Source organism: Enterobacter sp. MALB-1 (assembly GCF_041021625.1).
GTDB lineage: Bacteria > Pseudomonadota > Gammaproteobacteria > Enterobacterales > Enterobacteriaceae > Enterobacter > Enterobacter oligotrophicus.
Window position 1 is genome coordinate 1,503,459 of the sequence record NZ_JBDPJL010000001.1, and the last position, 25,090, is coordinate 1,528,548.

The 25,090-nt window shown below is 57.7% G+C and carries 23 protein-coding genes; 18 read left to right on the top strand and 5 right to left on the bottom strand.

Annotation, left to right across the window (positions count from 1 at the left end):
* The first annotated feature begins 2 nt into the window (after positions 1 to 2).
* The 10 genes from nuoE to nuoN all read left to right on the top strand — a co-directional run bounded on the left by nuoE (position 3) and on the right by nuoN (position 12,001).
* Entirely contained in the window at positions 3 to 503 is a 501-nt protein-coding gene (gene nuoE / locus ABGB15_RS07235) for an NADH-quinone oxidoreductase subunit NuoE (RefSeq protein WP_215723818.1), read from the top strand.
* Entirely contained in the window at positions 500 to 1,837 is a 1,338-nt protein-coding gene (nuoF, locus tag ABGB15_RS07240; RefSeq protein WP_152081707.1) for an NADH-quinone oxidoreductase subunit NuoF, read from the top strand. The genes nuoE and nuoF overlap by 4 nt, the downstream gene beginning before the upstream one ends.
* 54 nt (positions 1,838 to 1,891) lie before the next feature.
* Entirely contained in the window at positions 1,892 to 4,615 is a 2,724-nt protein-coding gene (gene nuoG / locus ABGB15_RS07245) for an NADH-quinone oxidoreductase subunit NuoG (RefSeq protein ID WP_215723819.1), read from the top strand.
* A complete protein-coding gene (gene nuoH, locus ABGB15_RS07250) occupies positions 4,612 to 5,589 on the top strand; it encodes an NADH-quinone oxidoreductase subunit NuoH (RefSeq protein ID WP_152081705.1) in 978 nt (325 codons plus the stop codon). Before nuoG ends, nuoH begins: the two co-directional genes overlap by 4 nt.
* 14 nt (positions 5,590 to 5,603) lie before the next feature.
* The gene (nuoI, locus tag ABGB15_RS07255; RefSeq protein WP_010433353.1) at positions 5,604 to 6,146 is read left to right on the top strand and encodes an NADH-quinone oxidoreductase subunit NuoI; all 543 of its coding nucleotides are present in this window, start codon (positions 5,604 to 5,606) and stop codon (positions 6,144 to 6,146) included.
* A 10-nt stretch (positions 6,147 to 6,156) separates the two neighbouring features.
* Positions 6,157 to 6,711: an NADH-quinone oxidoreductase subunit J gene (nuoJ, locus tag ABGB15_RS07260; protein ID WP_006811379.1), complete on the top strand. Its 555-nt coding sequence runs from the start codon at positions 6,157 to 6,159 to the stop codon at positions 6,709 to 6,711.
* Entirely contained in the window at positions 6,708 to 7,010 is a 303-nt protein-coding gene (gene nuoK, locus ABGB15_RS07265) for an NADH-quinone oxidoreductase subunit NuoK (protein ID WP_003861496.1), read from the top strand. Before nuoJ ends, nuoK begins: the two co-directional genes overlap by 4 nt.
* The gene (gene nuoL, locus ABGB15_RS07270; RefSeq protein WP_215723820.1) at positions 7,007 to 8,848 is read left to right on the top strand and encodes an NADH-quinone oxidoreductase subunit L; all 1,842 of its coding nucleotides are present in this window, start codon (positions 7,007 to 7,009) and stop codon (positions 8,846 to 8,848) included. Before nuoK ends, nuoL begins: the two co-directional genes overlap by 4 nt.
* A 159-nt stretch (positions 8,849 to 9,007) precedes the next feature.
* Positions 9,008 to 10,537 carry an NADH-quinone oxidoreductase subunit M gene (gene nuoM / locus ABGB15_RS07275; RefSeq protein ID WP_152081704.1) on the top strand — a complete coding sequence of 510 codons (1,530 nt, stop codon included), beginning with the start codon at positions 9,008 to 9,010 and terminating at the stop codon, positions 10,535 to 10,537.
* A gap of 6 nt (positions 10,538 to 10,543) precedes the next feature.
* Positions 10,544 to 12,001: an NADH-quinone oxidoreductase subunit NuoN gene (nuoN, locus tag ABGB15_RS07280; protein WP_114977649.1), complete on the top strand. Its 1,458-nt coding sequence runs from the start codon at positions 10,544 to 10,546 to the stop codon at positions 11,999 to 12,001.
* Between the two features lie 99 nt (positions 12,002 to 12,100).
* Here the strand turns inward: nuoN and ABGB15_RS07285 are convergent, their stop codons facing one another.
* Together ABGB15_RS07285 and rnz are read right to left on the bottom strand one after the other, a co-directional pair.
* Positions 12,101 to 13,105: a chemotaxis protein gene (locus ABGB15_RS07285; RefSeq protein ID WP_215722399.1), complete on the bottom strand. Its 1,005-nt coding sequence runs from the start codon at positions 13,103 to 13,105 to the stop codon at positions 12,101 to 12,103.
* Between the two features lie 64 nt (positions 13,106 to 13,169).
* Positions 13,170 to 14,087: a ribonuclease Z gene (gene rnz / locus ABGB15_RS07290; RefSeq protein ID WP_215722398.1), complete on the bottom strand. Its 918-nt coding sequence runs from the start codon at positions 14,085 to 14,087 to the stop codon at positions 13,170 to 13,172.
* A 71-nt stretch (positions 14,088 to 14,158) separates the two neighbouring features.
* On the opposite strand from rnz, the gene ABGB15_RS07295 reads away from it, so the two are divergent.
* The 8 genes from ABGB15_RS07295 (at position 14,159) to menE (ending at position 22,074) form a co-directional block, all read left to right on the top strand.
* On the top strand, positions 14,159 to 14,620 hold the full coding sequence (locus ABGB15_RS07295) for a GNAT family N-acetyltransferase (protein WP_152081701.1): 462 nt from the start codon (positions 14,159 to 14,161) through the stop codon (positions 14,618 to 14,620).
* A 53-nt stretch (positions 14,621 to 14,673) separates the two neighbouring features.
* Positions 14,674 to 14,979: a stress response protein ElaB gene (gene elaB / locus ABGB15_RS07300; RefSeq protein WP_152081700.1), complete on the top strand. Its 306-nt coding sequence runs from the start codon at positions 14,674 to 14,676 to the stop codon at positions 14,977 to 14,979.
* 96 nt (positions 14,980 to 15,075) lie between these two features.
* Entirely contained in the window at positions 15,076 to 16,371 is a 1,296-nt protein-coding gene (gene menF / locus ABGB15_RS07305) for an isochorismate synthase MenF (protein ID WP_215722397.1), read from the top strand.
* An 88-nt stretch (positions 16,372 to 16,459) separates the two neighbouring features.
* A complete protein-coding gene (gene menD, locus ABGB15_RS07310) occupies positions 16,460 to 18,130 on the top strand; it encodes a 2-succinyl-5-enolpyruvyl-6-hydroxy-3-cyclohexene-1-carboxylic-acid synthase (RefSeq protein ID WP_215722396.1) in 1,671 nt (556 codons plus the stop codon).
* Positions 18,127 to 18,897: a 2-succinyl-6-hydroxy-2,4-cyclohexadiene-1-carboxylate synthase gene (gene menH / locus ABGB15_RS07315; RefSeq protein WP_152081697.1), complete on the top strand. Its 771-nt coding sequence runs from the start codon at positions 18,127 to 18,129 to the stop codon at positions 18,895 to 18,897. The genes menD and menH overlap by 4 nt, the downstream gene beginning before the upstream one ends.
* Entirely contained in the window at positions 18,894 to 19,751 is an 858-nt protein-coding gene (menB, locus tag ABGB15_RS07320) for a 1,4-dihydroxy-2-naphthoyl-CoA synthase (RefSeq protein WP_080328564.1), read from the top strand. Before menH ends, menB begins: the two co-directional genes overlap by 4 nt.
* Complete coding sequence (menC, locus tag ABGB15_RS07325) at positions 19,751 to 20,716, top strand: o-succinylbenzoate synthase (protein ID WP_215722395.1); 966 nt, start codon at positions 19,751 to 19,753, stop codon at positions 20,714 to 20,716. Before menB ends, menC begins: the two co-directional genes overlap by 1 nt.
* Positions 20,713 to 22,074 carry an o-succinylbenzoate--CoA ligase gene (menE, locus tag ABGB15_RS07330; RefSeq protein ID WP_215722394.1) on the top strand — a complete coding sequence of 454 codons (1,362 nt, stop codon included), beginning with the start codon at positions 20,713 to 20,715 and terminating at the stop codon, positions 22,072 to 22,074. Before menC ends, menE begins: the two co-directional genes overlap by 4 nt.
* Here the strand turns inward: menE and ABGB15_RS07335 are convergent, their stop codons facing one another.
* From ABGB15_RS07335 to ABGB15_RS07345, 3 genes are read right to left on the bottom strand one after another with little or no spacing between them, the layout of a single operon-like run.
* On the bottom strand, positions 22,075 to 23,589 hold the full coding sequence (locus tag ABGB15_RS07335) for a tripartite tricarboxylate transporter permease (protein ID WP_152081694.1): 1,515 nt from the start codon (positions 23,587 to 23,589) through the stop codon (positions 22,075 to 22,077).
* An 11-nt stretch (positions 23,590 to 23,600) separates the two neighbouring features.
* Positions 23,601 to 24,032 carry a tripartite tricarboxylate transporter TctB family protein gene (locus tag ABGB15_RS07340; protein WP_152081693.1) on the bottom strand — a complete coding sequence of 144 codons (432 nt, stop codon included), beginning with the start codon at positions 24,030 to 24,032 and terminating at the stop codon, positions 23,601 to 23,603.
* A gap of 11 nt (positions 24,033 to 24,043) precedes the next feature.
* Positions 24,044 to 25,024, bottom strand: coding sequence for a tripartite tricarboxylate transporter substrate binding protein (locus tag ABGB15_RS07345; protein ID WP_152081692.1), 981 nt, complete (start codon positions 25,022 to 25,024; stop codon positions 24,044 to 24,046).
* Positions 25,025 to 25,090 lie beyond the last annotated feature (66 nt).

Here is a 25,090-nt window from a genome sequence, read left to right on the forward strand (position 1 = left end):
TTATGCACGAGAATCAACAACCACAAACCGAGGCTTTTGAGCTGAGTGAAGCAGAACGTGCCGCCATTGAGCACGAGATGCACCACTACGAAGACCCGCGTGCGGCGTCCATTGAAGCGCTGAAAATCGTACAGAAACAGCGTGGTTGGGTGCCGGATGGCGCGATCTACGAGATCGCAAACGTGCTGGGCATTCCGGCAAGTGACGTAGAAGGCGTAGCCACGTTCTACAGCCAGATCTTCCGTCAGCCGGTAGGCCGCCATGTGATCCGCTACTGTGACAGCGTTGTCTGCCACATCACCGGTTATCAGGGCATTCAGGCTGCGATTGAGAAGAAGCTCAATATCAAGCCGGGCCAGACCACGTTCGATGGTCGCTTTACTCTGCTGCCAACCTGCTGCCTGGGTAACTGCGACAAGGGGCCGACCATGATGATTGATGAGGACACTCACAGCCATCTGACGCCGGAAGCGATTCCTGACCTGCTGGAGCAGTACAAATGAAAACTGTAATTCGTACTGCTGAGACACATCCGCTGACCTGGCGTTTGCGCGATGATAAACAGCCGGTATGGCTGGACGAATACCAGAGCAAAAACGGCTATGCCGGTGCGCGTAAAGCCCTCGGCGGCATGGCACCGGATGACATTGTCAACGCGGTAAAAGACGCTGGCCTGAAAGGGCGCGGCGGTGCGGGCTTCTCCACTGGTTTGAAGTGGAGCCTGATGCCAAAAGACGAATCCATGAACATCCGTTACCTGCTGTGTAACGCCGATGAAATGGAGCCGGGCACCTATAAAGACCGCCTGTTGATGGAACAGCTGCCGCACCTGCTGGTGGAAGGCATGCTGATCTCTGCATTCGCGCTGAAAGCGTACCGTGGCTACATCTTCCTGCGCGGCGAGTACATCGAAGCGGCAGAAAACCTGCGTCGCGCGATTGCCGAAGCGACCGAAGCGGGCCTGCTGGGTAAAAACATCCTGGGCACCGGGTTTGACTTCGAACTGTTCGTGCACACCGGGGCAGGGCGTTACATCTGCGGTGAAGAGACAGCGCTGATTAATTCACTGGAAGGCCGCCGTGCGAACCCGCGTTCCAAGCCACCGTTCCCGGCAAGCTCCGGCGTGTGGGGTAAACCGACCTGTGTAAACAACGTCGAAACCCTGTGCAACGTCCCGGCTATCCTCGCGAACGGCGTGGAGTGGTATCAGGGCATCTCTTCAAGCAAAGATGCCGGTACTAAGCTGATGGGCTTCTCCGGTCGCGTGAAGAACCCTGGCGTCTGGGAACTGCCGTTCGGCACCACCGCACGTGAAATTCTTGAAGATTACGCTGGCGGCATGCGTGACGGCCTGAAATTCAAAGCCTGGCAGCCGGGCGGGGCGGGGACGGACTTCCTGACCGAAGCCCACCTTGACCTGCCAATGGAATTCGAAAGCATTGGTAAAGCAGGCAGCCGTCTGGGTACGGCGCTGGCGATGGCCGTCGACCACGAGATCGGCATGGTGTCGCTGGTGCGTAACCTGGAAGAGTTCTTCGCCCGCGAGTCCTGTGGCTGGTGTACGCCATGCCGTGATGGTCTGCCGTGGAGCGTGAAGATCCTGCGTGCTATCGAACGCGGCGAAGGCCAGCCGGGTGATATCGAGACACTTGAGCAACTGTGTCGATTCCTGGGCCCAGGTAAAACCTTCTGTGCCCACGCACCGGGTGCCGTCGAGCCGCTGCAAAGCGCGATTAAATATTTCCGCGACGAATTCGAAGCAGGTATCAAGCAGCCGTTCAGCAATACCCATGCAATCAATGGTATTCAGCCGAACCTGCTGAAAGCGCGCTGGTAAAGACAGAATTTTGATTAACGCTCGAAGCAATTCGAGCCAACTGGAAGCATGCTAATGGCTACGATTCATGTAGACGGCAAAGAATACGAAGTCAACGGGGCGGACAACCTGCTGGAAGCCTGTCTGTCGCTTGGCCTCGATATTCCGTATTTTTGCTGGCATCCGGCGCTGGGCAGCGTCGGTGCTTGCCGCCAGTGTGCGGTGAAGCAATATCAAAACGCGGAAGACACGCGTGGTCGCCTGGTGATGTCCTGTATGACGCCAGCCACCGAAGGCACTTTTATTTCGATTGAAGACGAAGAAGCCAAACAGTTCCGTGAAAGCGTGGTGGAGTGGTTGATGACCAACCACCCGCACGACTGTCCGGTTTGTGAAGAGGGCGGTAACTGCCACCTTCAGGATATGACCGTGATGACCGGTCACAGCTTCCGTCGCTATCGTTTTACCAAGCGTACCCACCGTAATCAGGATCTGGGGCCGTTCATCTCTCACGAAATGAACCGCTGCATCGCCTGCTACCGCTGCGTGCGTTACTACAAAGACTACGCAGACGGTCAGGATCTGGGCGTGTATGGCGCACATGACAACGTCTACTTCGGTCGTCCGGAAGACGGTACGCTGGAAAGCGAATTCTCCGGTAACCTGGTGGAAATCTGCCCGACCGGCGTGTTCACGGATAAAACCCACTCCGAGCGCTACAACCGTAAATGGGACATGCAGTTTGCACCGAGCATCTGCCAGCAGTGTTCCCTCGGCTGTAACACCAGCCCTGGTGAACGTTACGGCGAACTGCGTCGTATCGAAAACCGTTACAACGGTACCGTTAACCACTACTTCCTGTGTGACCGCGGTCGTTTTGGCTATGGCTATGTGAACCTGAAAGACCGTCCGCGTCAGCCGGTTCAGCGCCGTGGCGACGACCTCATCACCCTGAACGCTGAACAGGCGATGCAGGGCGCGGCGGATATTCTGCGCCAGTCGAAGAAAGTGATCGGTATCGGCTCTCCGCGCGCCAGCATCGAAAGCAACTTCGCACTGCGTGAGCTGGTTGGGGCGGAAAACTTCTATACCGGTATCGCTCAGGGCGAGCAGGAACGTCTGCAACTGGTACTGAAAGTGCTGCGTGAAGGCGGTGTACATACCCCTGCGCTGCGCGAAATCGAATCCTATGATGCAGTTCTGGTGCTGGGTGAAGATCTGACTCAGACCGGCGCACGCGCGGCTCTGGCGGTTCGTCAGGCGGTGAAGGGTAAAGCACGTGAAATGGCCGCGGCACAGAAAGTGGCTGACTGGCAGATTGCGGCAATCCTCAACATCGGCCAGCGCGCGAAGCACCCGCTGTTTGTGACTAACGTCGACAACACCCGTCTGGACGACATCGCCGCCTGGACCTACTGCGCACCGGTTGAAGATCAGGCGCGCCTCGGCTTTGCGATTGCCCACGCGCTGGACAGCAACTCTCCGGCCGTTGAACTGGATCGTGACCTGCAAAACAAGGTCGACGTGATTGTTCAGGCGCTGGCGGGTGCGAAGAAACCGCTGATTATTTCCGGTACGAACGCCGGTAGCGCCGAGATCATTCAGGCCGCAGCGAACGTTGCCAAAGCCCTGAAAGGCCGCGGTGCAGACGTCGGTGTGACCATGATTGCCCGTGCGGTCAACAGCATCGGTCTGGGTATGATTGGCGGCGGCTCTCTGGAAGAAGCGTTAAGCGAACTGGAATCCGGTGCTGCTGACGCCGTTGTGGTGCTGGAAAACGACCTGCATCGCCACGCTTCTGCAGCACGCGTTGACGCCGCACTCTCCAAAGCGCCGCTGGTGATGGTAATCGACCATCAGCGCACCGCGATCATGGACAAAGCGCACCTGGTGCTCTCTGCGGCAAGTTTCGCAGAAAGCGACGGTACGGTGATCAACAACGAAGGCCGCGCACAGCGTTTCTTCCAGGTTTATGACCCGGCCTACTACGACAGCAGCACCGTGATGCTGGAAAGCTGGCGCTGGCTGCACTCTCTGCACAGCACCGTGCAGAGCCGTGAAGTGGACTGGACGCAGCTCGATCATGTTATCGACGCAGTGGTGGAAAAACTGCCTCAGCTGGCGGGCATTAAAGATGCAGCGCCGGACGCAAGTTTCCGTATTCGCGGCCAGAAACTGGCGCGTGAGCCGCACCGCTACAGCGGTCGTACCGCGATGCGTGCCAATATCAGCGTGCACGAACCGCGTCAGCCGCAGGATAAAGACACCATGTTCGCCTTCTCCATGGAAGGGAACAACCAGCCGTCTGCCCCGCGCTCCCAGGTTCCGTTTGCATGGGCTCCGGGCTGGAACTCCCCGCAGGCATGGAACAAGTTCCAGGCTGAAGTGGGTGGCTCTCTGCGCCACGGCGATCCGGGTGTGCGTCTGATTGAAGCCTCCGAAACCGGTCTGGACTTCTTCACGACCGTTCCGGCGAGCTTCCAGGCTCAGGAAGGGAACTGGCGTATTGCGCCGTACTACCATCTGTTTGGTAGCGACGAAATGTCCCAGCGTTCACCGGTATTCCAGGCCCGTATGCCGCAGCCGTACATCAAGCTCAACCCGGCAGATGCCGCGAAACTGGGCGTGAATGCGGGCGCGAACATTGCCTTTAGCTACGACGGTCAGACAATCAGCCTGCCGCTGATCATTTCTGAAAGCCTGACAGCAGGGCAGGTCGGTCTGCCAATGGGTATGCCTGGCATCGCGCCGGTACTGGCGGGTGCGCGTCTTGATAATCTGCAGGAGGCAAAAGCATGAGTTGGTTAACGCCGGATCTTATCGACATCCTGCTGAGCATTCTGAAGGCGATTGTGATTTTGCTGGTGGTGGTCACCTGCGGCGCGTTCATGAGCTTTGGTGAACGTCGTCTGCTCGGTCTGTTCCAGAACCGTTACGGACCGAACCGCGTGGGCTGGGGTGGTTCACTCCAGCTGGTTGCGGACATGATCAAGATGTTCTTTAAAGAGGACTGGATACCGCGCTTCTCGGACCGCGTGATCTTTACTCTGGCACCGATGATCGCCTTCACCTCGCTGCTGCTGGCATTTGCTATCGTTCCCGTCAGCCCAACCTGGGTGGTGGCTGATCTGAACATCGGCATTCTGTTCTTCCTGATGATGGCAGGTCTCGCGGTTTACGCGGTGCTGTTCGCAGGCTGGTCCAGTAACAACAAATACTCGCTGCTGGGTGCGATGCGTGCGTCTGCGCAGACGCTGAGCTACGAAGTGTTCCTGGGGCTCTCCCTGATGGGCGTGGTGGCGCAGGCCGGTTCATTCAACATGACCGACATCGTCAACAACCAGGCCGACATCTGGAACGTTATCCCGCAGTTCTTTGGTTTTGTTACCTTTGCTATCGCGGGCGTGGCGGTGTGTCACCGTCACCCGTTTGACCAGCCAGAAGCCGAACAGGAACTGGCCGACGGTTACCACATTGAATATTCCGGTATGAAATTCGGTCTGTTCTTCGTGGGCGAGTACATCGGTATCGTCACCATTTCCGCGTTGATGGTAACGCTGTTCTTTGGTGGCTGGCATGGCCCGTTCTTACCGCCGTTCATCTGGTTCGCGCTGAAAACCGCGTTCTTCATGATGATGTTCATTTTGATTCGTGCGTCCTTACCGCGTCCGCGTTATGACCAGGTAATGTCCTTCGGCTGGAAAGTGTGCCTGCCGCTGACGCTCGTCAACTTGTTGGTAACGGCGGCTGTCATTCTCTGGCAGCAGCCATAAGGGGCTTTGAGATCATGACCTTAAAAGAATTATTGGTAGGCTTCGGCACTCAGGTACGCAGTATCTGGATGATCGGCCTGCACGCGTTTGCCAAACGCGAAACCCAGATGTATCCGGAAGAGCCGGTATATCTGCCGCCGCGCTACCGTGGCCGTATCGTGCTGACGCGCGACCCGGACGGTTCGGAGCGTTGCGTTGCCTGTAACCTGTGTGCGGTAGCGTGTCCGGTAGGCTGTATCTCTCTGCAAAAAGCCGAGACGGTAGATGGCCGCTGGTATCCTGAGTTCTTCCGCATCAACTTCTCACGCTGCATCTTCTGCGGTCTGTGTGAAGAAGCGTGCCCAACCACGGCGATTCAGCTGACTCCAGACTTCGAGCTGGGTGAGTACAAGCGTCAGGACCTGGTGTACGAGAAAGAGGATCTGCTGATTTCCGGTCCGGGCAAATACCCGGAATATAACTTCTACCGGATGGCGGGTATGGCAATCGACGGCAAAGATAAGGGCGAAGCAGAGAACGAAGCTAAGCCTATCGACGTCAAGAGCCTGTTACCGTAAGGAGAGGGCAATGGAATTCGCTTTTTATATCTGTGGCCTTATCGCCATCCTGGCTACGCTGCGAGTGATTACGCACACCAATCCGGTGCATGCGCTGCTGTATTTAATCATTTCGCTGCTGGCCATTTCCGGGGTGTTCTTTGCGCTGGGTGCGCACTTTGCCGGTGCGCTGGAAATCATCGTCTACGCGGGTGCCATCATGGTGCTGTTCGTGTTCGTGGTAATGATGCTGAACCTGGGTGGCTCTGAAATTGAGCAGGAACGTCAGTGGTTAAAACCGCAGGTGTGGATTGGCCCGGCGATTCTGTCGGCCATCATGCTGGCGGTAATTGTTTACGCCATTCTGGGTGTGAACGACCAGGGCATCGACGGTACGCCAATCAGCGCGAAAGCAGTGGGCATTACGCTGTTCGGCCCATACGTTCTGGCGGTTGAACTGGCCTCCATGCTGCTGCTGGCGGGCCTGGTTGTCGCCTTCCACGTTGGCCGTGAAGAGCGTGCTGGCGAGGTGCTGAGCAACCGCACTGACGACCGCGCGAAAAGAAAAACGGAGGAACGCGCATGATCCCCTTAACACATGGACTGATCCTCGCTGCGATTTTGTTCGTTCTGGGTTTAACCGGTCTGGTTATCCGCCGCAATCTGCTGTTTATGCTGATCGGTCTGGAAATCATGATCAACGCTTCCGCGCTGGCCTTTGTGGTCGCCGGGAGCTACTGGGGCCAGACCGATGGTCAGGTGATGTACATTCTCGCTATCAGCCTCGCGGCTGCCGAAGCGAGTATTGGCCTGGCGCTGTTGCTGCAGCTCCATCGTCGCCGCCAGAACCTGAACATCGATTCAGTAAGTGAGTTGCGTGGATGAACATGCTTGCCTTAACCATTATTTTTCCGCTGATTGGCTTCGTGCTGCTGGCGTTTTCTCGCGGCCGCTGGTCTGAGAATCTGTCCGCGACCGTGGGCATGGGATCTGTTGGTCTGGCTGCGCTGGTGACAGCGTATGCGGGTATCGACTTCTTTAACAACGGACGTCAGGCCTTCAGCGTGCCGCTGTGGACCTGGATGTCGGTCGGTGATTTCAACATCGGTTTCAACCTGGTGCTGGATGGTCTCTCGCTGACCATGCTCTCCGTGGTCACCGGCGTCGGCTTCCTGATCCACATGTTCGCCTCCTGGTATATGCGCGGTGAAGAGGGTTACTCCCGCTTCTTCGCCTATACCAACCTGTTTATCGCCAGCATGGTGGTTCTGGTACTGGCCGATAACCTGCTGCTGATGTATCTGGGCTGGGAAGGCGTGGGTCTGTGCTCTTACCTGCTGATCGGTTTCTATTACACCGATCCGAAGAATGGCGCAGCGGCCATGAAAGCGTTCGTCGTGACCCGTGTGGGTGACGTGTTCCTCGCTTTTGCGCTGTTCATTCTTTACAACGAACTGGGCACGCTGAACTTCCGCGAAATGGTGGAACTGGCACCGGCGCACTTCGCCGCAGGCAATAACATGCTGTGGTGGGCAACGCTGATGCTGCTGGGTGGTGCTGTGGGTAAATCCGCACAGCTGCCGTTGCAGACATGGCTGGCCGACGCGATGGCGGGTCCAACCCCTGTCTCTGCGCTGATCCACGCTGCGACCATGGTGACCGCCGGTGTCTACCTGATTGCGCGTACTCATGGCCTGTTCCTGATGACTCCGGAAATTCTGCATCTGGTGGGTATCGTCGGTGCGGTTACGCTGGTGCTGGCAGGCTTTGCCGCGCTGGTGCAGACCGACATCAAACGCGTTCTCGCGTACTCCACCATGAGCCAGATTGGTTACATGTTCCTGGCGCTGGGCGTTCAGGCGTGGGACGCGGCGATTTTCCACCTGATGACGCACGCGTTCTTTAAAGCGCTGCTGTTCCTCTCATCCGGTTCCGTGATCCTGGCCTGCCATCACGAGCAGAACATCTTCAAGATGGGCGGACTGCGTAAGTCCATCCCGCTGGTTTATGTCTGCTTCCTGGTGGGCGGCGCGGCGCTGGCGGCACTGCCGCTGATTACCGCGGGCTTCTTCAGTAAGGACGAAATCCTTGCGGGTGCCATGGCGAATGGTCATATCAATCTGATGGTTGCGGGTCTGGTCGGTGCGTTCATGACCTCCCTGTATACCTTCCGTATGATTTTCATCGTATTCCACGGTAAAGAACAAATTCACGCTCACGCAGGGAAGGGGATTACCCACCACCTGCCGCTGATTGTACTGCTGGTACTGTCCACCTTCGTTGGCGCGATGATTGTGCCACCGCTGCAGGGCGTACTGCCAGACACCACCGAGCTTGAGCACGGTCGCGTTCTGACGCTTGAAATCACCTCCGGTGTGGTCGCAATTGCGGGCATCCTGATTGCTGCATGGCTGTGGCTGGGTAAACGTGCGCTGGTCACTGCCGTGGCCAACAGTGCGCCAGGCCGTCTGCTGGGCACCTGGTGGTACAACGCGTGGGGCTTCGACTGGCTGTACGACATGATCTTCGTGAAGCCGTTCCTGGGCATTGCGTGGCTGCTGAAGCGCGATCCACTGAACAGCCTGATGAATATCCCCGCGATCCTTTCCCGCTTTGCAGGTAAAGGCCTGCTGTACAGCGAGAACGGTTACCTGCGCTGGTATGTGGCGTCCATGAGCATCGGTGCGGTTGTCGTGCTGGCGCTGCTGATGGTGTTGCGATAGTGGTTTTGCCCGGTGGCGCTGCGCTTACCGGGCCTACGAGACCGTAGGTCGGGTAAGCGTGAGCGCCACCCGACACCACAAACCGCACTAACGCGTGAATTTTGTCGAATTTGTTGAAAATCGGTCCCTTAGGGACTTTAACAAGGAATAAAAATCGCCATGTTACTACCCTGGCTAATATTAATTCCCTTCATCGGCGGCTTCCTGTGCTGGCAGACCGAACGCTTTGGCGTGAAGATGCCGCGCTGGATCGCGCTGATCACCATGGGATTGACGCTCGCGCTTGGCCTGCAACTGTGGTTGCAGGGTGGCTACTCTCTGACCCAGTCTGCGGGTATTCCGCAGTGGCAGTCTGAGTTCATCCTGCCGTGGATACCACGTTTCGGCATTACCATCCATCTGGCGATTGACGGTCTGTCACTGCTGATGGTGGTGCTGACTGGTCTGCTCGGCGTTCTGGCGGTACTGTGCTCCTGGCGAGAAATCGAAAAATACCAGGGCTTCTTCCACCTGAACCTGATGTGGATACTGGGCGGCGTAATCGGCGTGTTCCTTGCCATCGACATGTTCCTGTTCTTCTTCTTCTGGGAGATGATGCTGGTGCCGATGTACTTCCTGATCGCGCTGTGGGGCCACAAGGCATCCGACGGTAAAACGCGTATCACGGCGGCCACCAAGTTCTTCATCTACACCCAGGCGAGTGGTCTGGTGATGCTGATTGCGATCCTGGCGCTGGTGTTTGTTCACCACAATGCGACCGGCGTCTGGACCTTCAATTATGAAGATCTGCTCAAGACCCCGATGTCTCACGGTGTTGAATACCTGCTGATGCTGGGCTTCTTCATTGCCTTCGCGGTGAAAATGCCGGTGGTTCCACTGCACGGCTGGCTGCCAGATGCACACTCCCAGGCACCAACGGCGGGTTCCGTTGACCTGGCGGGCATCTTGCTGAAAACCGCGGCCTACGGTCTGCTGCGTTTCGCACTGCCGCTGTTCCCGAACGCCTCCGCAGAGTTCGCGCCGATTGCCATGTGGCTCGGTGTAATCGGTATCTTCTACGGTGCGTGGATGGCCTTCACGCAGTACGACATCAAGCGTTTGATTGCTTACACTTCCGTTTCCCACATGGGCTTCGTGCTGATTGCTATCTACACCGGCAGCCAGCTCGCCTACCAGGGCGCGGTGATCCAGATGATTGCGCATGGTCTGTCTGCAGCCGGTCTCTTCATCCTGTGTGGTCAGCTGTACGAACGTCTGCACACCCGCGACATGCGTATGATGGGCGGTCTGTGGAGCAAAATTAAGTGGCTGCCTGCGCTCTCCATGTTCTTCGCTGTGGCCACTCTGGGTATGCCGGGCACCGGTAACTTCGTCGGCGAATTTATGATTCTGTTCGGCAGTTTCAAAGTGGTGCCGACGATCACCGTCATCTCCACCTTTGGTCTGGTGTTCGCTTCCGTATACTCGCTGGCGATGCTGCACCGCGCCTACTTCGGTAAAGCGAAGAGCGAAATTGCTGCACAAGAACTGCCGGGGATGTCGCTGCGTGAGCTGTTCATCATCCTGCTGCTGGTCGTACTGCTGGTGCTGCTGGGCTTCTTCCCACAGCCGATTCTGGATACCTCGCATAGCGCGATGGGTAACATCCAGCAGTGGTTTGTTAATTCTGCTTCTACTACAAGGCCGTAATTCGCCATGACAATAACTCCACAACAACTGATCGCGCTGCTACCGCTGCTGATCGTCGGATTGACGGTGGTGGTTGTGATGCTCTCCATTGCGTGGCGACGCAATCACTTCCTGAATGCGACCCTGTCCGTTCTGGGTCTGAACGCTGCGTTAGTCTCTCTCTGGTTTGTTGGCCAGGCGGGTGCAATGGACGTCACGCCGCTGATGCGCGTTGACGGTTATGCCATGCTGTATACCGGACTGGTGCTGCTGGCGAGCCTGGCAACCTGTACCTTTGCGTATCCGTGGCTTGAAGGCTATAACGACAACAAAGAAGAGTTTTACCTGCTGGTACTGATTGCCGCACTGGGCGGCATTCTGCTGGCGAATGCGAACCATCTGGCCGCGCTGTTCCTCGGTATTGAGCTGATCTCTCTGCCGCTGTTCGGCCTGATTGGTTATGCCTTCCGCCAGAAACGCTCTCTGGAAGCGAGTATCAAGTACACGATCCTGTCTGCTGCCGCGTCGTCGTTCCTGCTGTTCGGTATCGCGCTGCTGTATGCACAGTCTGGTAACCTCTCCTTCGTGGCGCTCGGCAAGAGCCTGGGCGATGGCATGCTGCATGAGCCGCTGCTGCTGGCAGGTCTGGGCATGATGATTGTTGGCCTCGGCTTCAAACTCTCTCTGGTGCCGTTCCACCTGTGGACGCCAGACGTATACCAGGGCGCGCCAGCACCGGTGTCTACCTTCCTGGCGACGGCGAGTAAAATCGCTATCTTCGGTGTGGTGATGCGTCTGTTCCTGTACGCGCCGGTAGGTGACAGCGAAGCGGTTCGCGTGGTGCTGGGCATTATCGCGTTCGTCTCCATCATCTTCGGTAACCTGATGGCGCTGAGCCAGACCAACATCAAGCGTCTGCTGGGTTATTCATCTATCTCCCATCTGGGCTACCTGCTGGTGGCGCTGATTGCGCTGCAGAGCGGTGAGATGTCGATGGAAACCGTGGGCGTGTATCTGGCCGGTTACCTGTTCAGCAGCCTCGGCGCGTTCGGCGTGGTGAGCCTGATGTCCAGCCCGTACCGTGGGCCGGATGCCGATTCTCTGTTCTCTTACCGTGGTCTGTTCTGGCACCGTCCGATTCTGTCCGCCGTAATGACCGTGATGATGCTCTCGCTGGCGGGTATCCCGATGACGCTGGGCTTTATCGGTAAGTTCTACGTGCTGGCTGTGGGTGTGCAGGCACACCTGTGGTGGCTGACAGCGGGTGTGGTTATCGGCTCTGCGATTGGTCTGTACTACTACCTGCGTGTGGCGGTGAGTCTGTATCTGAGCGCACCTCAGCAGCTTAACCGCGATGCGCCGACCAACTGGCAGTATAGCGCCGGGGGTATTGTGGTGCTGATTTCCGCGCTGCTGGTGCTGATCTTCGGTATCTATCCGCAGCCGCTGATCGACATCGTGCAGCACGCGATGCCGCTGATGTAAGAACAAAAAACCCGCCTCGGCGGGTTTTTTATTGCCCAGCGGCGCTACGCTTGCAGGGCCTACGGGTTTTGTAGGTCGGGTAAGCGAAGCGCCACCCGACTAAGCTAACTGCTTCCGACTGATCAGCGGCCCGTCAATCTTCTTCATCGAACGGTCCAGCACTTCCTCAATCACCGACGACAGCTCGTTCAGCTCAAACTTCGCCACATACCCGTCCGCCTTCACTTTACGAATATGATCTTCGTTAGCGTTGCCAGACAGGGAAGAGTGGATCACCACCGGAATATCTTTCAGGAACGGATCGGTTTTGATTTTGCGCGTCAGCGTAAAGCCGTCCATCTCTGGCATTTCGAGGTCGGTCAGCACCAGCGCGATCTTATCGGTGATCGGCACGCCCTCAGCCTGCGCCTGTGCCGCCAGCACGCCAATTTTCTCCCACGCGTCTTTACCGGTGATATACAGCTGTGCGGGGATCTCCATCGCCTGCAGTCCTTTCTCCAGCATCGAGCGCGCTACTTTCGAATCTTCCGCGACAATCGCGACAGAGCCCGGTTTGATGTTGAATTTGGTGGTCTGCAGGTTGGTGGCGTGCAGATCGTGGTTTGCCGGAGTGATGTCATACAGGATCTGCTCAACGTCAAGCACCATCGCCAGATCGTTGGTATCGGTCTTCTCGTCCAGGCAGGCGATACTGGTAATGTAGCGCCCGCTGACGGCGGTTTCAGCGGCGTGAACCTGCTTCCAGTCGAGACGCATGATGTTCTCAACCGATTCCACAGCAAATGCCTGCACGCTGCGGGCATATTCGGTGATCAGTAGAATGTTCAGCCCGGTTGTTGGCTTGCAGCCCGCGACGGCGGCCAGGTCAATCACCGGGATCACCTGATCGCGAATGTTCACCATCCCCATCAACGGGGACTTCATCCCCGCCGGTTTGGTGAACTCCGGCATCGGCACGATTTCACGCAGCTTAAAGACGTTAATGCCAAACAGCTCGGATTTATTTTCGTTCAGAGAGGTGCCAAGACGGAACAGCAACAGTTCAAAACGGTTCGACAGGGTGAGATTCGCCCTGTCATCAATATCTTTCTGGAAATTATCCATTCTACCCTCAAGAGAAATGCTGACCTTTTAATCGTTATCGGCACTCTGAGGGAAAAATGAAGGACTAAACGCTGACCTGAGTGAAATCTTCGGCCAGCTCACAGTTTAAGAAGACCTCACGACACTCTGCCAGCAGGCGTTCACTGCCCTGGGCGTCGTAACGCGAGCTGACGTGGGTGACGATCAATTTCCCGACGCCCGCCTGACGGGCAAGCTGTGCCGCCTGATGCGTGGAGCTGTGACCCCGGCTGTTGGCCTTCTCTTCCATCGCCGCTTCCAGCGTGGCTTCGTGAACCATCACATCCACGCCATGAGCCAGCTGCAGGGCGGAAGGGCACGGGGCGGTATCGCCAAAAATCGCCAGTTTCTTGCCTGGCTGAGGTGGGGCGAGATAATCCTCTCCGTTGACCACGCGTCCGTCTTCCAGCGTGATCGTGTCGCCCTGTTTCAGACGCTGGAACAGTGGACCCGGCTTCACGCCGTCTGCGATCAGCGCAGCGGCATTCAGCGCGCCGGGTTTGTCATGCTCTTCAATGCGATAGCCGTAACACTCCACCGGATGGTTTAGCGGCTGAGCGGTGACGTTATAATCCCCATCATTGAAGACCAGACCTTCTGCAATCTCGATCACGTCCAGCGGGTAATCTGTCCACGAGCCGCTCAGTCTCAGCGTCGTTTCCACAAATTCGGCAATGCCGGCTGGCCCGTAAATCGTCAGCGGGTTGGCATTCCCGGCCATCGAACGGCTGCACAACAGACCGGGCAGGCCAAACAGATGATCGCCATGCAGATGGGTGATAAAAATTTTATCCACTTTACCCGGATGATAAGCGGTGTGTAACAACTGGTGCTGAGTGCCTTCGCCGCAGTCGAACAGCCACAACCCGCCTCGGGTAGGGTGCTGCAGATCGAGCAGTATGGCCGTCACGTTTCGTGAGCGGGTTGGCACACCGGCGGACGTACCCAGAAAAATCAGTTCCATAACGTAATCAGCCCTTTGCCGAATGGGGAGGGGTTTAGTATAACGTGATGAACCCCAGGAAGGAGACTGACATGATCCAGTGGCAAGATTTACACCATAGTGAGTTAACCGTTAATTCGCTGTATGCGCTGCTTAAACTGCGCTGCGAAGTGTTTGTGGTTGAACAGACCTGCCCGTATCAGGACATCGATGGCGATGACCTCGTCGGCGACAACCGCCATATCCTCGGCTGGAAAGACAACGCGCTGGTGGCGTATGCGAGGATTCTGAAAAGCGCGGATGATAATGAGCCTGTCGTCATCGGCCGCGTTATCGTCAGCAGTAAAGCGCGCGGTGAAAAGCTGGGCTATCAACTGATGGAGAAAACGCTGGCATCCTGTGAAAAACAGTGGCCGGACAAAGCGTTATATTTAGGTGCGCAGGCACATCTGCAATCGTTCTATGCTCATTTTGGTTTTACGCCGGTGACAGAGGTGTACGACGAAGATGGTATTCCCCATATCGGTATGGCAAGGGAAGCGAAACAGGCGTAATGGCTCGTCGTTGTCTATAGTTAGCGGACTGGTGTACTAACATGGAGAAAATTATGTCATTTCAATCCTGGGATACCCGTATCGATGACGACCTGGCTTTACTGAGCGAAACGCTGGAAGAGGTGTTACGTTCATCGGGCGACCCTGCCGACCAAAAGTATATTGAGCTGAAAGAACGTGCCGAAAAGGCACTGCATGACGTGAAATCGCGCGTCAGCCAGGCTTCCGATAATTACTACTACCGCGCCAAAAAAGCGGTTTATCGTGCTGATGATTACGTGCATGAAAAACCGTGGCAGGGCATCGGCGTCGGTGCTGCCGTGGGGCTGGTTCTTGGTCTGCTTTTGGCCCGCCGCTAATCCTGTAATAAACGGTTAACCACTCCCTGTACGCGGGTACTGCAATTTATGGTCAGTACCCCGTATAATGTGAGGTTTTTACAGGGAGAGGTTCGCGTGCATTCGATTTCCATCGCGCTGGAACATCTGCGCAGCCAGCTTGCGCAAGCGTTACCCGCTACACCTGGTTTGCGTCATTTCGACGTCTCTTTCCCGTTAAACGACGCCTTCGATCCCCTGGCCTGGCTGGGTGCTCAATATTGTTATCCGCAATTCTACTGGCAGCAGCGTAGCGGTGATGAAGAGCTTGCCGCCCTTGGTGCCGTAGCGCAATTTGATTCGCTTGCCGCCGCCTCGCAGTTTTTGCATACGCATAATGCAGCCAATGATATTCGCATCTGTGGCCTTAACGCCTTTAACCCGGCTCACGGTAGCCTGTTTTTACCGCGCCTGCTCTGGCGGCGTATCGCCGGGGGGGCCACGTTGCGCCTGCAGCTCTGGAGCGAAACCTCCCTGCAGGATGATGCCCGTCACGCGCTGCAATTTTTAGAACAGCTTAATGACGCTAAACCGATTAGCCCGCTGTCGGCGCAGCTTCTGCATGAAACGCATCATCCGCAAAAACCACAATGGCTTGATCTTATTCGCCAGGCCACGGAGACCCTCGCACGCGGTGATTTTGAAAAAGTGGTGCTTGCACGCGCAACGGATCTGCAGTTCAGCCAGCCCGTCGACGCTGTTGCGCTGATGGCTGCCAGCCGCGCCCTGAATTTAAATTGCTACCATTTCTGCATGGTGTTCGATGCCAGCAATGCGTTTCTCGGTTCCACGCCCGAACGCCTGTGGCGGCGGCGCGGAAATCTGCTGCGTACTGAAGCGCTGGCAGGGACAGTCGCCAGCCATACCGACGATAAACACGCCCAGCGTCTGGGCGAATGGCTGATGAACGACGATAAAAATCAGCGTGAAAACATGCTGGTGGTGGAAGATATCTGTCAGCGTTTACAGCACCACACGCACGCGCTGGAGGTGCTGCCAGCGCAGGTCGTTCGCTTGCGTAAGGTGCAGCACTTACGTCGCTGTATCTGGACCGAGCTAAAACAGGCCGACGACGAGCTTTGCCTGTACGCCCTGCAGCCAACAGCAGCCGTGGCAGGATTACCGCGCCAACCCGCGCGCGAATTTATCGAAAGCGTTGAGCCTTTCGATCGCGAGTGGTATGCAGGATCGGCCGGTTATCTCTCGCCCGAACAAAGCGAATTTTGCGTGGCGCTGCGTTCTGCGCGTGTTCACTATGCCGCGCTACGCCTCTATGCGGGCGCGGGCATCGTCAGCGGTTCCGACCCGGAACAGGAGTGGCAGGAGATAGAAAACAAAGCCGCCGGGCTGCGTTCTTTGCTCCTTAGGGATTAATACTGATTCGCGCAATCCCGATTCATATCAAAATTCCAACTTTTTCTATTATTTATACTGTGTCGCATTATTGATACCGGACAACCTCATGTCAGTAAGTTCTTTTAACCGGCGCTGGGCGACGGTGATCCTTGAAGCCCTGACCCGCCATGGCGTCAGGCACGTGTGTATTGCACCCGGTTCTCGTTCAACTCCGCTGACGCTGGCGGCGGCTGAAAACCGGGCACTGATTCATCACACCCATTTTGACGAGCGTGGTCTGGGCCATCTGGCATTAGGGCTGGCGAAAGTCAGCAAAGAACCCGTGGCGGTGATTGTTACCTCCGGCACGGCGGTGGCGAACCTCTATCCGGCGATCATCGAAGCCGGGTTAACCGGTGAAAAACTCATTGTGCTGACGGCGGACCGTCCACCGGAGCTAATCGACTGCGGTGCTAATCAGGCTATTCGCCAGCCGGGTATTTTCGCGTCTCACCCTTCGCAGACGGTCTCGTTACCGCGTCCAACCCAGGATATTCCGGCAAGCTGGCTGGTCTCTACGCTGGATCACGCGGTAGGCTCGCTGCGCAGTGGCGCGTTGCATATCAACTGTCCGTTTGCCGAGCCGCTGTATGGCGAACTGAACGAAACCGGTCTGGCCTGGCAGCAGCAGCTTGGCGACTGGTGGGAGAATGAAAAGCCGTGGCTGCGTGAGCACACGCATCTGGAAAGCGCAAAACAGCGCGACTGGTTCTTCTGGCGTCAGAAACGCGGCGTCATCATTGCCGGGCGCATGAGCGCTGCCGAAGGCAAACGGGTGGCGGAGTGGGCGCAAACCCTCGGCTGGCCGCTGATAGGCGACGTGCTTTCCCAGACTGGCCAGCCGCTGCCGTGTGCCGATCTCTGGCTCGGTAATGCGCAAGCGGTTACGGAACTGGCGCAGGCGCAGATTATTGTCCAGATTGGCTCAAGCCTCACCGGAAAGCGCTTACTGCAATGGCAGGCGACCTGTAAACCAGAAGAATACTGGCTGATTGACCCGCTGGAAGGGCGGCTCGATCCGGCGCATCATCGCGGTCGTCGTCTGGTCAGCGAGATTGATGCCTGGCTGGAACTGCATCCGGCTGAAAAACGCAAACCCTGGGCGGTGGCGATCCCGGAACTTTCGCGCCAGGCGTGGGACATCACCAAAACGCAGTGTGAAGGTTTTGGTGAAGCCGGGCTGGCGCACCGAATTCGCCAGTATCTGCCTGAGCAGGGGCAGCTGTTTGTCGGCAACAGCCTGGTGGTGCGCCTGATTGATGCCTTCTCTCAGCTCCCTGCAGGCTATCCGGTTTACAGCAACCGTGGCGCAAGCGGCATCGACGGTTTGATTTCGACGGCGGCAGGCGTGCAGCGTGCCAGCGCCAAATCCACCCTCGCCATCGTGGGCGATCTCTCCGCGCTGTATGACCTCAACGCGCTGGCGCTGTTGCGTCAGGCTTCTGCGCCGTTTGTGCTGATTGTGGTCAACAATAATGGCGGGCAGATTTTCTCCCTGTTGCCCACGCCGCAGAGTGAGCGCGAACGCTTCTATCTGATGCCGCAAAACGTGCAATTTGAACATGCGGCAGCGATGTTCAGCCTTAAATATCATCGCCCGGAAAACTGGGAAGAGATGGATGCGGCGCTGAGTACCGCGTGGCGACAGCCCGGTGCCACGCTTATTGAGCTGGTGGTGAATGATTCTGAGGGTGCTCAGAAGCTACAAACCCTGCTGGCGCAGGTGAGCCAGCTGTGATCCTCTCGGGCGTCCAGCAGACCGGAAAATCAGGCTACCCGTGGCTGGTTTTTCTGCACGGCTTTTCTGGTGATTGCCGTGAATGGCAGGTTGTCGGGGAGTCCCTGAATGATTATCCCCGGCTGTACCTCGATCTGCCTGGTCATGGTCATTCTGCTGATACTGGCGTATCAGGCTTCGACGAAATGAGCGATTTGCTCGCAAGAACCTTACTTAGTTACAACATACTCAACTACTGGCTGGTGGGTTACTCCCTCGGCGGCCGCATCGCGATGTTCCATGCCTGCCAGCGTCCAAAGGGGCTGTGCGGGGTGATCGTGGAAGGCGGACATCCTGGACTCCAGGATGCCGATGCGCGTGCGACACGGTTTGCATCCGATAGCCGTTGGGCGACGCGTTTTCGCACTGAGGCTCTCGAAACGGTTTTTGCCGACTGGTATCAACAGCCCGTATTTGCTTCCCTTACGGACATGCAGCGCCAGGCCCTCATCACCCTGCGCAGCCAGAACAATGGTGCGCATCTGGCGCAGATGCTTGAGGCGACGTCGCTCGGCGTACAGCCTGATTTACGTTCCGCGCTTAAGGCATGCGATTTCTATTATTTATTTGGCGAGCGTGACGAAAAGTTCGCGGCTATCGCGGCTGAACTGAATGCCGGACGCCATGTTATTCCTCACGCCGGACACAACGCCCATCGGGAAAACCCTGATGCGGTTGTCGCAAGTCTGGCTCAGATACTGCGTCTTCGAACAAAGGACACTCTATGATCTATCCTGATGAACACATGCTTTACGCGCCGGTTGAATGGCAAGACTGCTCCGAAGGCTACACCGACATTCGTTACCACAAATCGGCTGACGGCATTGCCAAAATCACCATCAACCGTCCGCAGGTGCGTAACGCGTTCCGTCCGCTGACCGTAAAAGAGATGATCCAGGCGCTGGCGGATGCGCGCTATGACGACAACATCGGCGTGATTGTCCTGACCGGTGAAGGTGACAAAGCATTCTGCTCCGGTGGCGATCAGAAAGTGCGTGGCGACTACGGTGGATACCAGGATGACGCGGGTACGCATCACCTGAACGTGCTCGATTTCCAGCGCCAGATCCGCACCTGTCCAAAACCGGTTGTCGCGATGGTGGCGGGCTATTCCATCGGTGGCGGCCACGTGCTGCACATGATGTGTGACCTGACTATTGCCGCTGAAAACGCCATCTTCGGTCAGACCGGCCCGAAAGTCGGCTCCTTTGACGGCGGCTGGGGCGCGTCCTACATGGCGCGTATCGTCGGCCAGAAAAAAGCCCGCGAAATCTGGTTCCTGTGCCGTCAGTACAATGCTCAGGAAGCGCTGGATATGGGCCTGGTCAACACCGTGGTGCCGATTGCCGATCTCGAAAAAGAGACCGTGCGCTGGTGCCGCGAAATGCTGCAAAACAGCCCGATGGCGCTGCGCTGCCTGAAAGCCGCCCTGAACGCCGACTGTGACGGTCAGGCGGGCCTGCAGGAGCTGGCGGGTAACGCCACCATGCTGTTCTACATGACCGAAGAAGGCCAGGAAGGACGCAACGCGTTTAACGAAAAACGCCAGCCAGACTTCAGTAAATACAAACGGAACCCGTAATGCGTCGCGCGCAGGTTTACCGCTGGCAGATACCGATGGACGCGGGCGTGGTGCTGCGTGAACGGCGGTTAAAAACCCGTGACGGACTCTTCGTTCATCTGCAGCAGGATGAGTGCGAAGGCTGGGGCGAAATCTCGCCCCTTCCGGGCTTCAGCCAGGAGTCGCTGGATGACGCGCAATCCGCGCTGGTGGCGTGGGCGCGCGAATGGCGCGAAGGGGCCGATCCGGCACTGCCGGAGGTGCCTTCCGCTGCGTTCGGTATCAGCTGTGCGCTGGCGGAGCTTGACGGCAGTTTGCCACAGGAAGCCAATTACCGCGCTGCACCGCTCTGTACCGGCGATCCGGACGAACTGTTCGCGCTGCTCTCCGCCATGCCCGGTGAGAAAGTGGCGAAAATCAAAGTCGGTTTGTATGAAGCGGTACGTGACGGAATGGTCGCCAACCTGCTGCTGGAAGCGATCCCCGATCTGCGTCTGCGTCTGGATGCCAACCGGGCCTGGACGCCACTTAAAGCGCAGCAGTTCGCGAAGTACGTCAATCCGGCACATCGCGACCGCATCGCGTTTCTGGAAGAGCCGTGCAAAACCCGCGATGACTCCCGCGCCTTTGCCCGTGAAACGGGTATTGCGATAGCCTGGGATGAAAGTCTGCGCGAGCCGGATTTCCAGTTTGTCGCAGAGCCCGGTGTGAGTGCGGTGATCATTAAACCGACGCTGACGGGCAGCCTTGCGAAGGTGCGGGAGCAGGTCGCGGCGGCGCATGCCTCAGGGCTGACGGCGGTGATCAGTTCCTCCATTGAGTCCAGCCTTGGGCTGACGCAACTGGCGCGCATCGCCGCCTGGCTGACGCCAGACACCCTCCCTGGCCTTGATACGCTGAACCTGATGCAAACGCAGCTGCTCCGCCAGTGGCCGGAAAGCACACTGCCGTGTCCTGGCGTTGAGGCGCTGGAGCCGGTGTTATGAACTTTACCGACTGGCCCTGGCGGCACTGGCGTGCGCAGTATGCCGATAAACCTGCATTACGCCTGAACGACGATGTTCTCACCTGGCAACAGCTGTGCGCGCGTATCGACAGCCTCGCGGCGGGTTTTCATCGTCAGGGTGTGCAGGAGGGTGACGGTGTGATGCTGCTCGCCCATAACCACCCGCAAACCCTGCTGGCGTGGCTTGCGCTGCTCCAGTGCGGCGCGCGTATTCTGCCGGTGAACCCTCAGTTACCCCGACCGCTGCTGGACGTGTTGCTCCCGCAGATGACGCTGCGCCATGCTCTGGTGCTGGACGGCGCATTTGACGGGCTCGCTTCACTTGTCCTGAGCGAACACTCCGGTAACGATGCTGCTTCGTGGCAACCGGAGCGCCTGGCCTCCATGACGCTCACCTCCGGCTCTACTGGCTTACCCAAAGCGGCTGTCCATACCTGCGCGGCGCACCTTGCCAGCGCACAGGGCGTCCTGTCGCTGATGCCCTACGGTGGTGACGATGACTGGCTGCTGTCTCTGCCGCTGTTTCATGTCTCAGGGCAGGGGATTTTATGGCGTTGGCTGCAGGCAGGCGCGCGGTTGACTGTTCGCGAGAAGCAGCCGCTGGAGCAGGCATTACAGGGCTGTACGCATGCATCGCTGGTGCCAACGCAGTTGTGGCGTCTGCTGAATTCTCAGCAAAACGTCGCGCTGAAAGCCGTTCTGCTCGGCGGGGCGGCCATTCCTGTGGAACTGACAGAGAAGGCGCGCGAGCAGGGGATTTGGACCTTCTGCGGCTATGGCCTGACCGAGTTTGCCTCTACCGTCTGCGCGAAAGAGGCGGACGGCGAGCCGGACGTCGGCGTTGCCTTGCCGGGCAGAGAGGTGCAGGTGGTTGAAGGTGAAGTCTGGATCAAGGCGCAAAGCATGGCGGCGGGTTACTGGCGAGACGGGGCGTTACTGCCGCTGACGAACGATAAGGGCTGGTTTGCCACCCGCGATCGCGGTGAGTGGCGTAACGGACGCCTGTCCATACTGGGCCGCATGGACAATCTCTTTTTCAGCGGGGGAGAAGGTATTCAGCCGGAAGCGCTGGAGCGCGTTATCGCCACGCATCCGCAGATAAGCCAGGTGTTTATCGTTCCGCTGGACGACGCCGAGTTCGGGCAACGTCCGGTGGCGGTGGTGGAGTGCGAACCGGGTACGGATATCACGCTATTTCCTGACTGGGTGCAGGGAAAACTGGCGCGTTTTGAGCAGCCGGTACACTGGCTTGCGCTGCCCGCTGAACTAAAAAATGGCGGGATTAAAATCTCCCGCCAGGCGTTGAAACAGTGGGTCAATGCACTTCTGAGAGGATAATCAGCCGATGTCCGGCTGAGGCTTGCGCTGGCGTCGACGCAGCAGACGCAGGACCGGCGGCACCACGATCACCATAATTGCCATCGCCAGCAGCACCTTCGTCACGCTGCTCTCCCACAGAATCGACATGTTACCGTTACTGATGGAGAGGGCGCGGCGCAGGTTCTGCTCCAGCATCTCACCTAACACAAAGCCCAAAATCAGCGGCGACATCGGGAAGTGCATTTTGCGCAGGATGTAGCCCAGCACGCCAAGCAGCACCATTAACACCAGGTCGAAGGTGGTGCTGTGTACGGCATACACCCCAACCGCAGAGACGGCGGCAATGGCAGGCACCAGGAACCACAGTGGAATGGTCAGCATGCGGGTGAACAGGCCGATCAGCGGGATGTTCATCACCAGCAGCATTACGTTGGCGATCAGCAGGGCCGCAATCAGACCCCAGACAATATCCGGCTGTTCGGTAAACATCGCCGGGCCAGGCGTGATGTTATAGAGCGTCAGCGCGCCCATCATCACCGCCGTGGTGCCGGAGCCCGGTACGCCAAGCGTCAGCATCGGAATGAACGAGCCGCAGGCTGAGGCATTGTTCGCTGCCTCCGGAGCCGCCACGCCGCGAATATCGCCTTTGCCGAAGCTATCACTGTTACCGCTCAGCTTTTTCTCGGTCATGTAGGTGATGGCGCTGGCAATGGTCGCCCCTGCGCCAGGCAGAACGCCGACGAAGAAACCGATCACCGACGAGCGTAACGTGGCACCTACACACTGTACCCCTTCTTTGGCATTAAAGAGCATCCGGCCGGTTTTGCGCACCAGCGTCTGCCCGCTGCTGGTATGTTCCAGCATCAGTAAAATTTCTGAGACAGAGAACAGCCCGATCACGACGACGATAAACTGTACACCGTCAGACAGGTGAACGCTGTCGAAGGTAAAGCGATAAACCCCGGTGTTGGCATCCACGCCGACGGTGGCTAACCCTAAGCCAATCAGCGCGGACAAAAACGACTTCAGTGGATTCTGCGCCATCATGCTGCCGAGGCAGGCAATGGCGAACACCATCAGAGCAAAATATTCCGCCGGACCAAACGCCAGTGACCATTGCGCCAGGGCAGGGGCAAACAAAATAATCCCGCCAATGGCAATCAGCGAACCAAAGAACGAGCTGACGGCAGAAATGGAGAGCGCCACGCCGCCGCGCCCCTGTTGCGCCATCGGATAGCCGTCGAGCGCGGTCATAATGGCGGCGGCATCGCCGGGCACGTTAAGCAGTATTGATGAAATGCGCCCGCCATACTCGCAGCCGATATAAACCGTCGCCAGCAGGATCAGCGCGGATTCCGCGGGCAGGTGCAGGGCAAAGGCCAGCGGCAGTAAAATCGCCACACCGTTGATGGGACCAAGACCGGGCAGCAGGCCGACGATCGTGCCCACGAAGCAGCCGATCAGGGCGATCACCAGGTTTTCCGGGGTCATCGCTACCGCGAACCCCTGAGAGAGATAAATCCAGGTATCCATAGCGTGCTCCGTTAGTTAAACCATGCGCCAAGGGGTAACGTCACATCCAGCAGGCGGTCGAAGGCGTACCACAGTAAAATGCCCAGTACCGCCCCTGAGAGCCCCGCCGCGGGCAGCGTGGCGTTAAACAACATGCCGATCACCATCGTCAGAATGGCGGTGGCAACCGGGAAGCCGAGCCACTCAAAACCCCATGCGTACATCAGCAGCATAATGACCATCACCAGCAGGCGTTGCAGAATGCGCCCAGGCGGCCAGTCCACGGCGTCGGGATGACGCAGTAGCAGGGCGACCGAGCAGAGCAGCATCAGGCCGACAATCCCCATCGGAAAGGGGCGCGGCCCCACGGGTTCATAGCTGTATTCGCTGTGGATCTGCCAGGCGACGAACAGCCCGCCGATGCAGAGCAACAGCCATATTCCGGCAAAAATACGATCGCTCATAGCGCCTCCGGTTATTTCGCCAGGCCAAAGGCTTTCGCCTGCTCGCGGTAGTCATTCACCTGTTTTTTGACATATTCATCCAGCTGCTTACCGTTCAGGTTGAACTCAAACAGCCCGCGCAGGTCGCGCTGCTTTTTGAATTCGTCGGTTTGCTGGAGTTTTGCGAAGGTGTCCACCCACCACTGATATTCGGCGTCGGTCACTTTCGGTCCGACGAAGAAACCGCGAATGATCGGCCAGACGAGGTTATAGCCCTGCTCTTTGGCGGTAGGGACGTTCGCCAGCTGGCCCGGCAGACGGTTTTCGGAGAAAACGGCCAGCACGCGGATTTTATCGCCACTGAGGTAAGGCACCATTTCACTGAGATCGCCGGACACCGCCTGCACGTGGTTGCCCATCAGCGCCGTGACGGGCTCACCGCCGCCCTCAAAGGCCACGTAGCGCATCTTATGCGGGTCCACTTTTGCCTGCTGCGCCAGCAGCGCGGCTTTCATCCAGTCCTGGCTGCCAATCGACGCGCCCGCGCCAATTACCACGCTGTTAGGATCTTTCTCCATGGCGGTGAGCAGATCTTTCAGCGTTTTCCATTTAGAGTCGGCGCGAACGGCAATCATGCCGTAGTCCGTACCCACGGTAGAGAGCCAGCGCACGTCATCCACCCCGTAGCGGCCAAACTTGCCCTGAGACAGGTTCAGCAGCGATCCGCCGGAGAAAGCCACCACGGTGCCCGCTTCAGCAGGGCGCTGCGCGACAATCGCGTTATAGGCGACGGCTCCCACGCCGCCCGGCATGTAGGTTACGCGCATCGGTTTTTCGATAGCGCCTGTCTCCAGCATGCTCACCTGAATGAGCTTGCAGGTCAGATCGAAACCACCGCCGGGTTTGGCTGGAGCGATGCACTCGGTGCGGGACGGGGCGTCCTGCGCCTGGACGACAGAGGCATTCAACATCAATACGCTTGCAGCAAGGGTCGAAAGTAATTGTTTTTTCATCGTTTATCCTCACGCCGGTGAACCGGGAGTACGGGTACAGGTCTTTTTTCTGATTATGTGAACCAC

Bases quoted from the DNA above. Each gene is read 5' to 3' on its own strand.
- nuoE (WP_215723818.1), top strand. From the start codon at position 3: ATGCACGAGAATCAACAACCACAAACCGAGGCTTTTGAGCTGAGTGAA.
- nuoF (WP_152081707.1), top strand. From the start codon at position 500: ATGAAAACTGTAATTCGTACTGCTGAGACACATCCGCTGACCTGGCGT.
- nuoG (WP_215723819.1), top strand. From the start codon at position 1,892: ATGGCTACGATTCATGTAGACGGCAAAGAATACGAAGTCAACGGGGCG.
- nuoH (WP_152081705.1), top strand. From the start codon at position 4,612: ATGAGTTGGTTAACGCCGGATCTTATCGACATCCTGCTGAGCATTCTG.
- nuoI (WP_010433353.1), top strand. From the start codon at position 5,604: ATGACCTTAAAAGAATTATTGGTAGGCTTCGGCACTCAGGTACGCAGT.
- nuoJ (WP_006811379.1), top strand. From the start codon at position 6,157: ATGGAATTCGCTTTTTATATCTGTGGCCTTATCGCCATCCTGGCTACG.
- nuoK (WP_003861496.1), top strand. From the start codon at position 6,708: ATGATCCCCTTAACACATGGACTGATCCTCGCTGCGATTTTGTTCGTT.
- nuoL (WP_215723820.1), top strand. From the start codon at position 7,007: ATGAACATGCTTGCCTTAACCATTATTTTTCCGCTGATTGGCTTCGTG.
- nuoM (WP_152081704.1), top strand. From the start codon at position 9,008: ATGTTACTACCCTGGCTAATATTAATTCCCTTCATCGGCGGCTTCCTG.
- nuoN (WP_114977649.1), top strand. From the start codon at position 10,544: ATGACAATAACTCCACAACAACTGATCGCGCTGCTACCGCTGCTGATC.
- ABGB15_RS07285 (WP_215722399.1), bottom strand. From the start codon at position 13,105: ATGGATAATTTCCAGAAAGATATTGATGACAGGGCGAATCTCACCCTG.
- rnz (WP_215722398.1), bottom strand. From the start codon at position 14,087: ATGGAACTGATTTTTCTGGGTACGTCCGCCGGTGTGCCAACCCGCTCA.
- ABGB15_RS07295 (WP_152081701.1), top strand. From the start codon at position 14,159: ATGATCCAGTGGCAAGATTTACACCATAGTGAGTTAACCGTTAATTCG.
- elaB (WP_152081700.1), top strand. From the start codon at position 14,674: ATGTCATTTCAATCCTGGGATACCCGTATCGATGACGACCTGGCTTTA.
- menD (WP_215722396.1), top strand. From the start codon at position 16,460: ATGTCAGTAAGTTCTTTTAACCGGCGCTGGGCGACGGTGATCCTTGAA.
- menB (WP_080328564.1), top strand. From the start codon at position 18,894: ATGATCTATCCTGATGAACACATGCTTTACGCGCCGGTTGAATGGCAA.
- menC (WP_215722395.1), top strand. From the start codon at position 19,751: ATGCGTCGCGCGCAGGTTTACCGCTGGCAGATACCGATGGACGCGGGC.
- menE (WP_215722394.1), top strand. From the start codon at position 20,713: ATGAACTTTACCGACTGGCCCTGGCGGCACTGGCGTGCGCAGTATGCC.
- ABGB15_RS07335 (WP_152081694.1), bottom strand. From the start codon at position 23,589: ATGGATACCTGGATTTATCTCTCTCAGGGGTTCGCGGTAGCGATGACC.
- ABGB15_RS07340 (WP_152081693.1), bottom strand. From the start codon at position 24,032: ATGAGCGATCGTATTTTTGCCGGAATATGGCTGTTGCTCTGCATCGGC.
- ABGB15_RS07345 (WP_152081692.1), bottom strand. From the start codon at position 25,024: ATGAAAAAACAATTACTTTCGACCCTTGCTGCAAGCGTATTGATGTTG.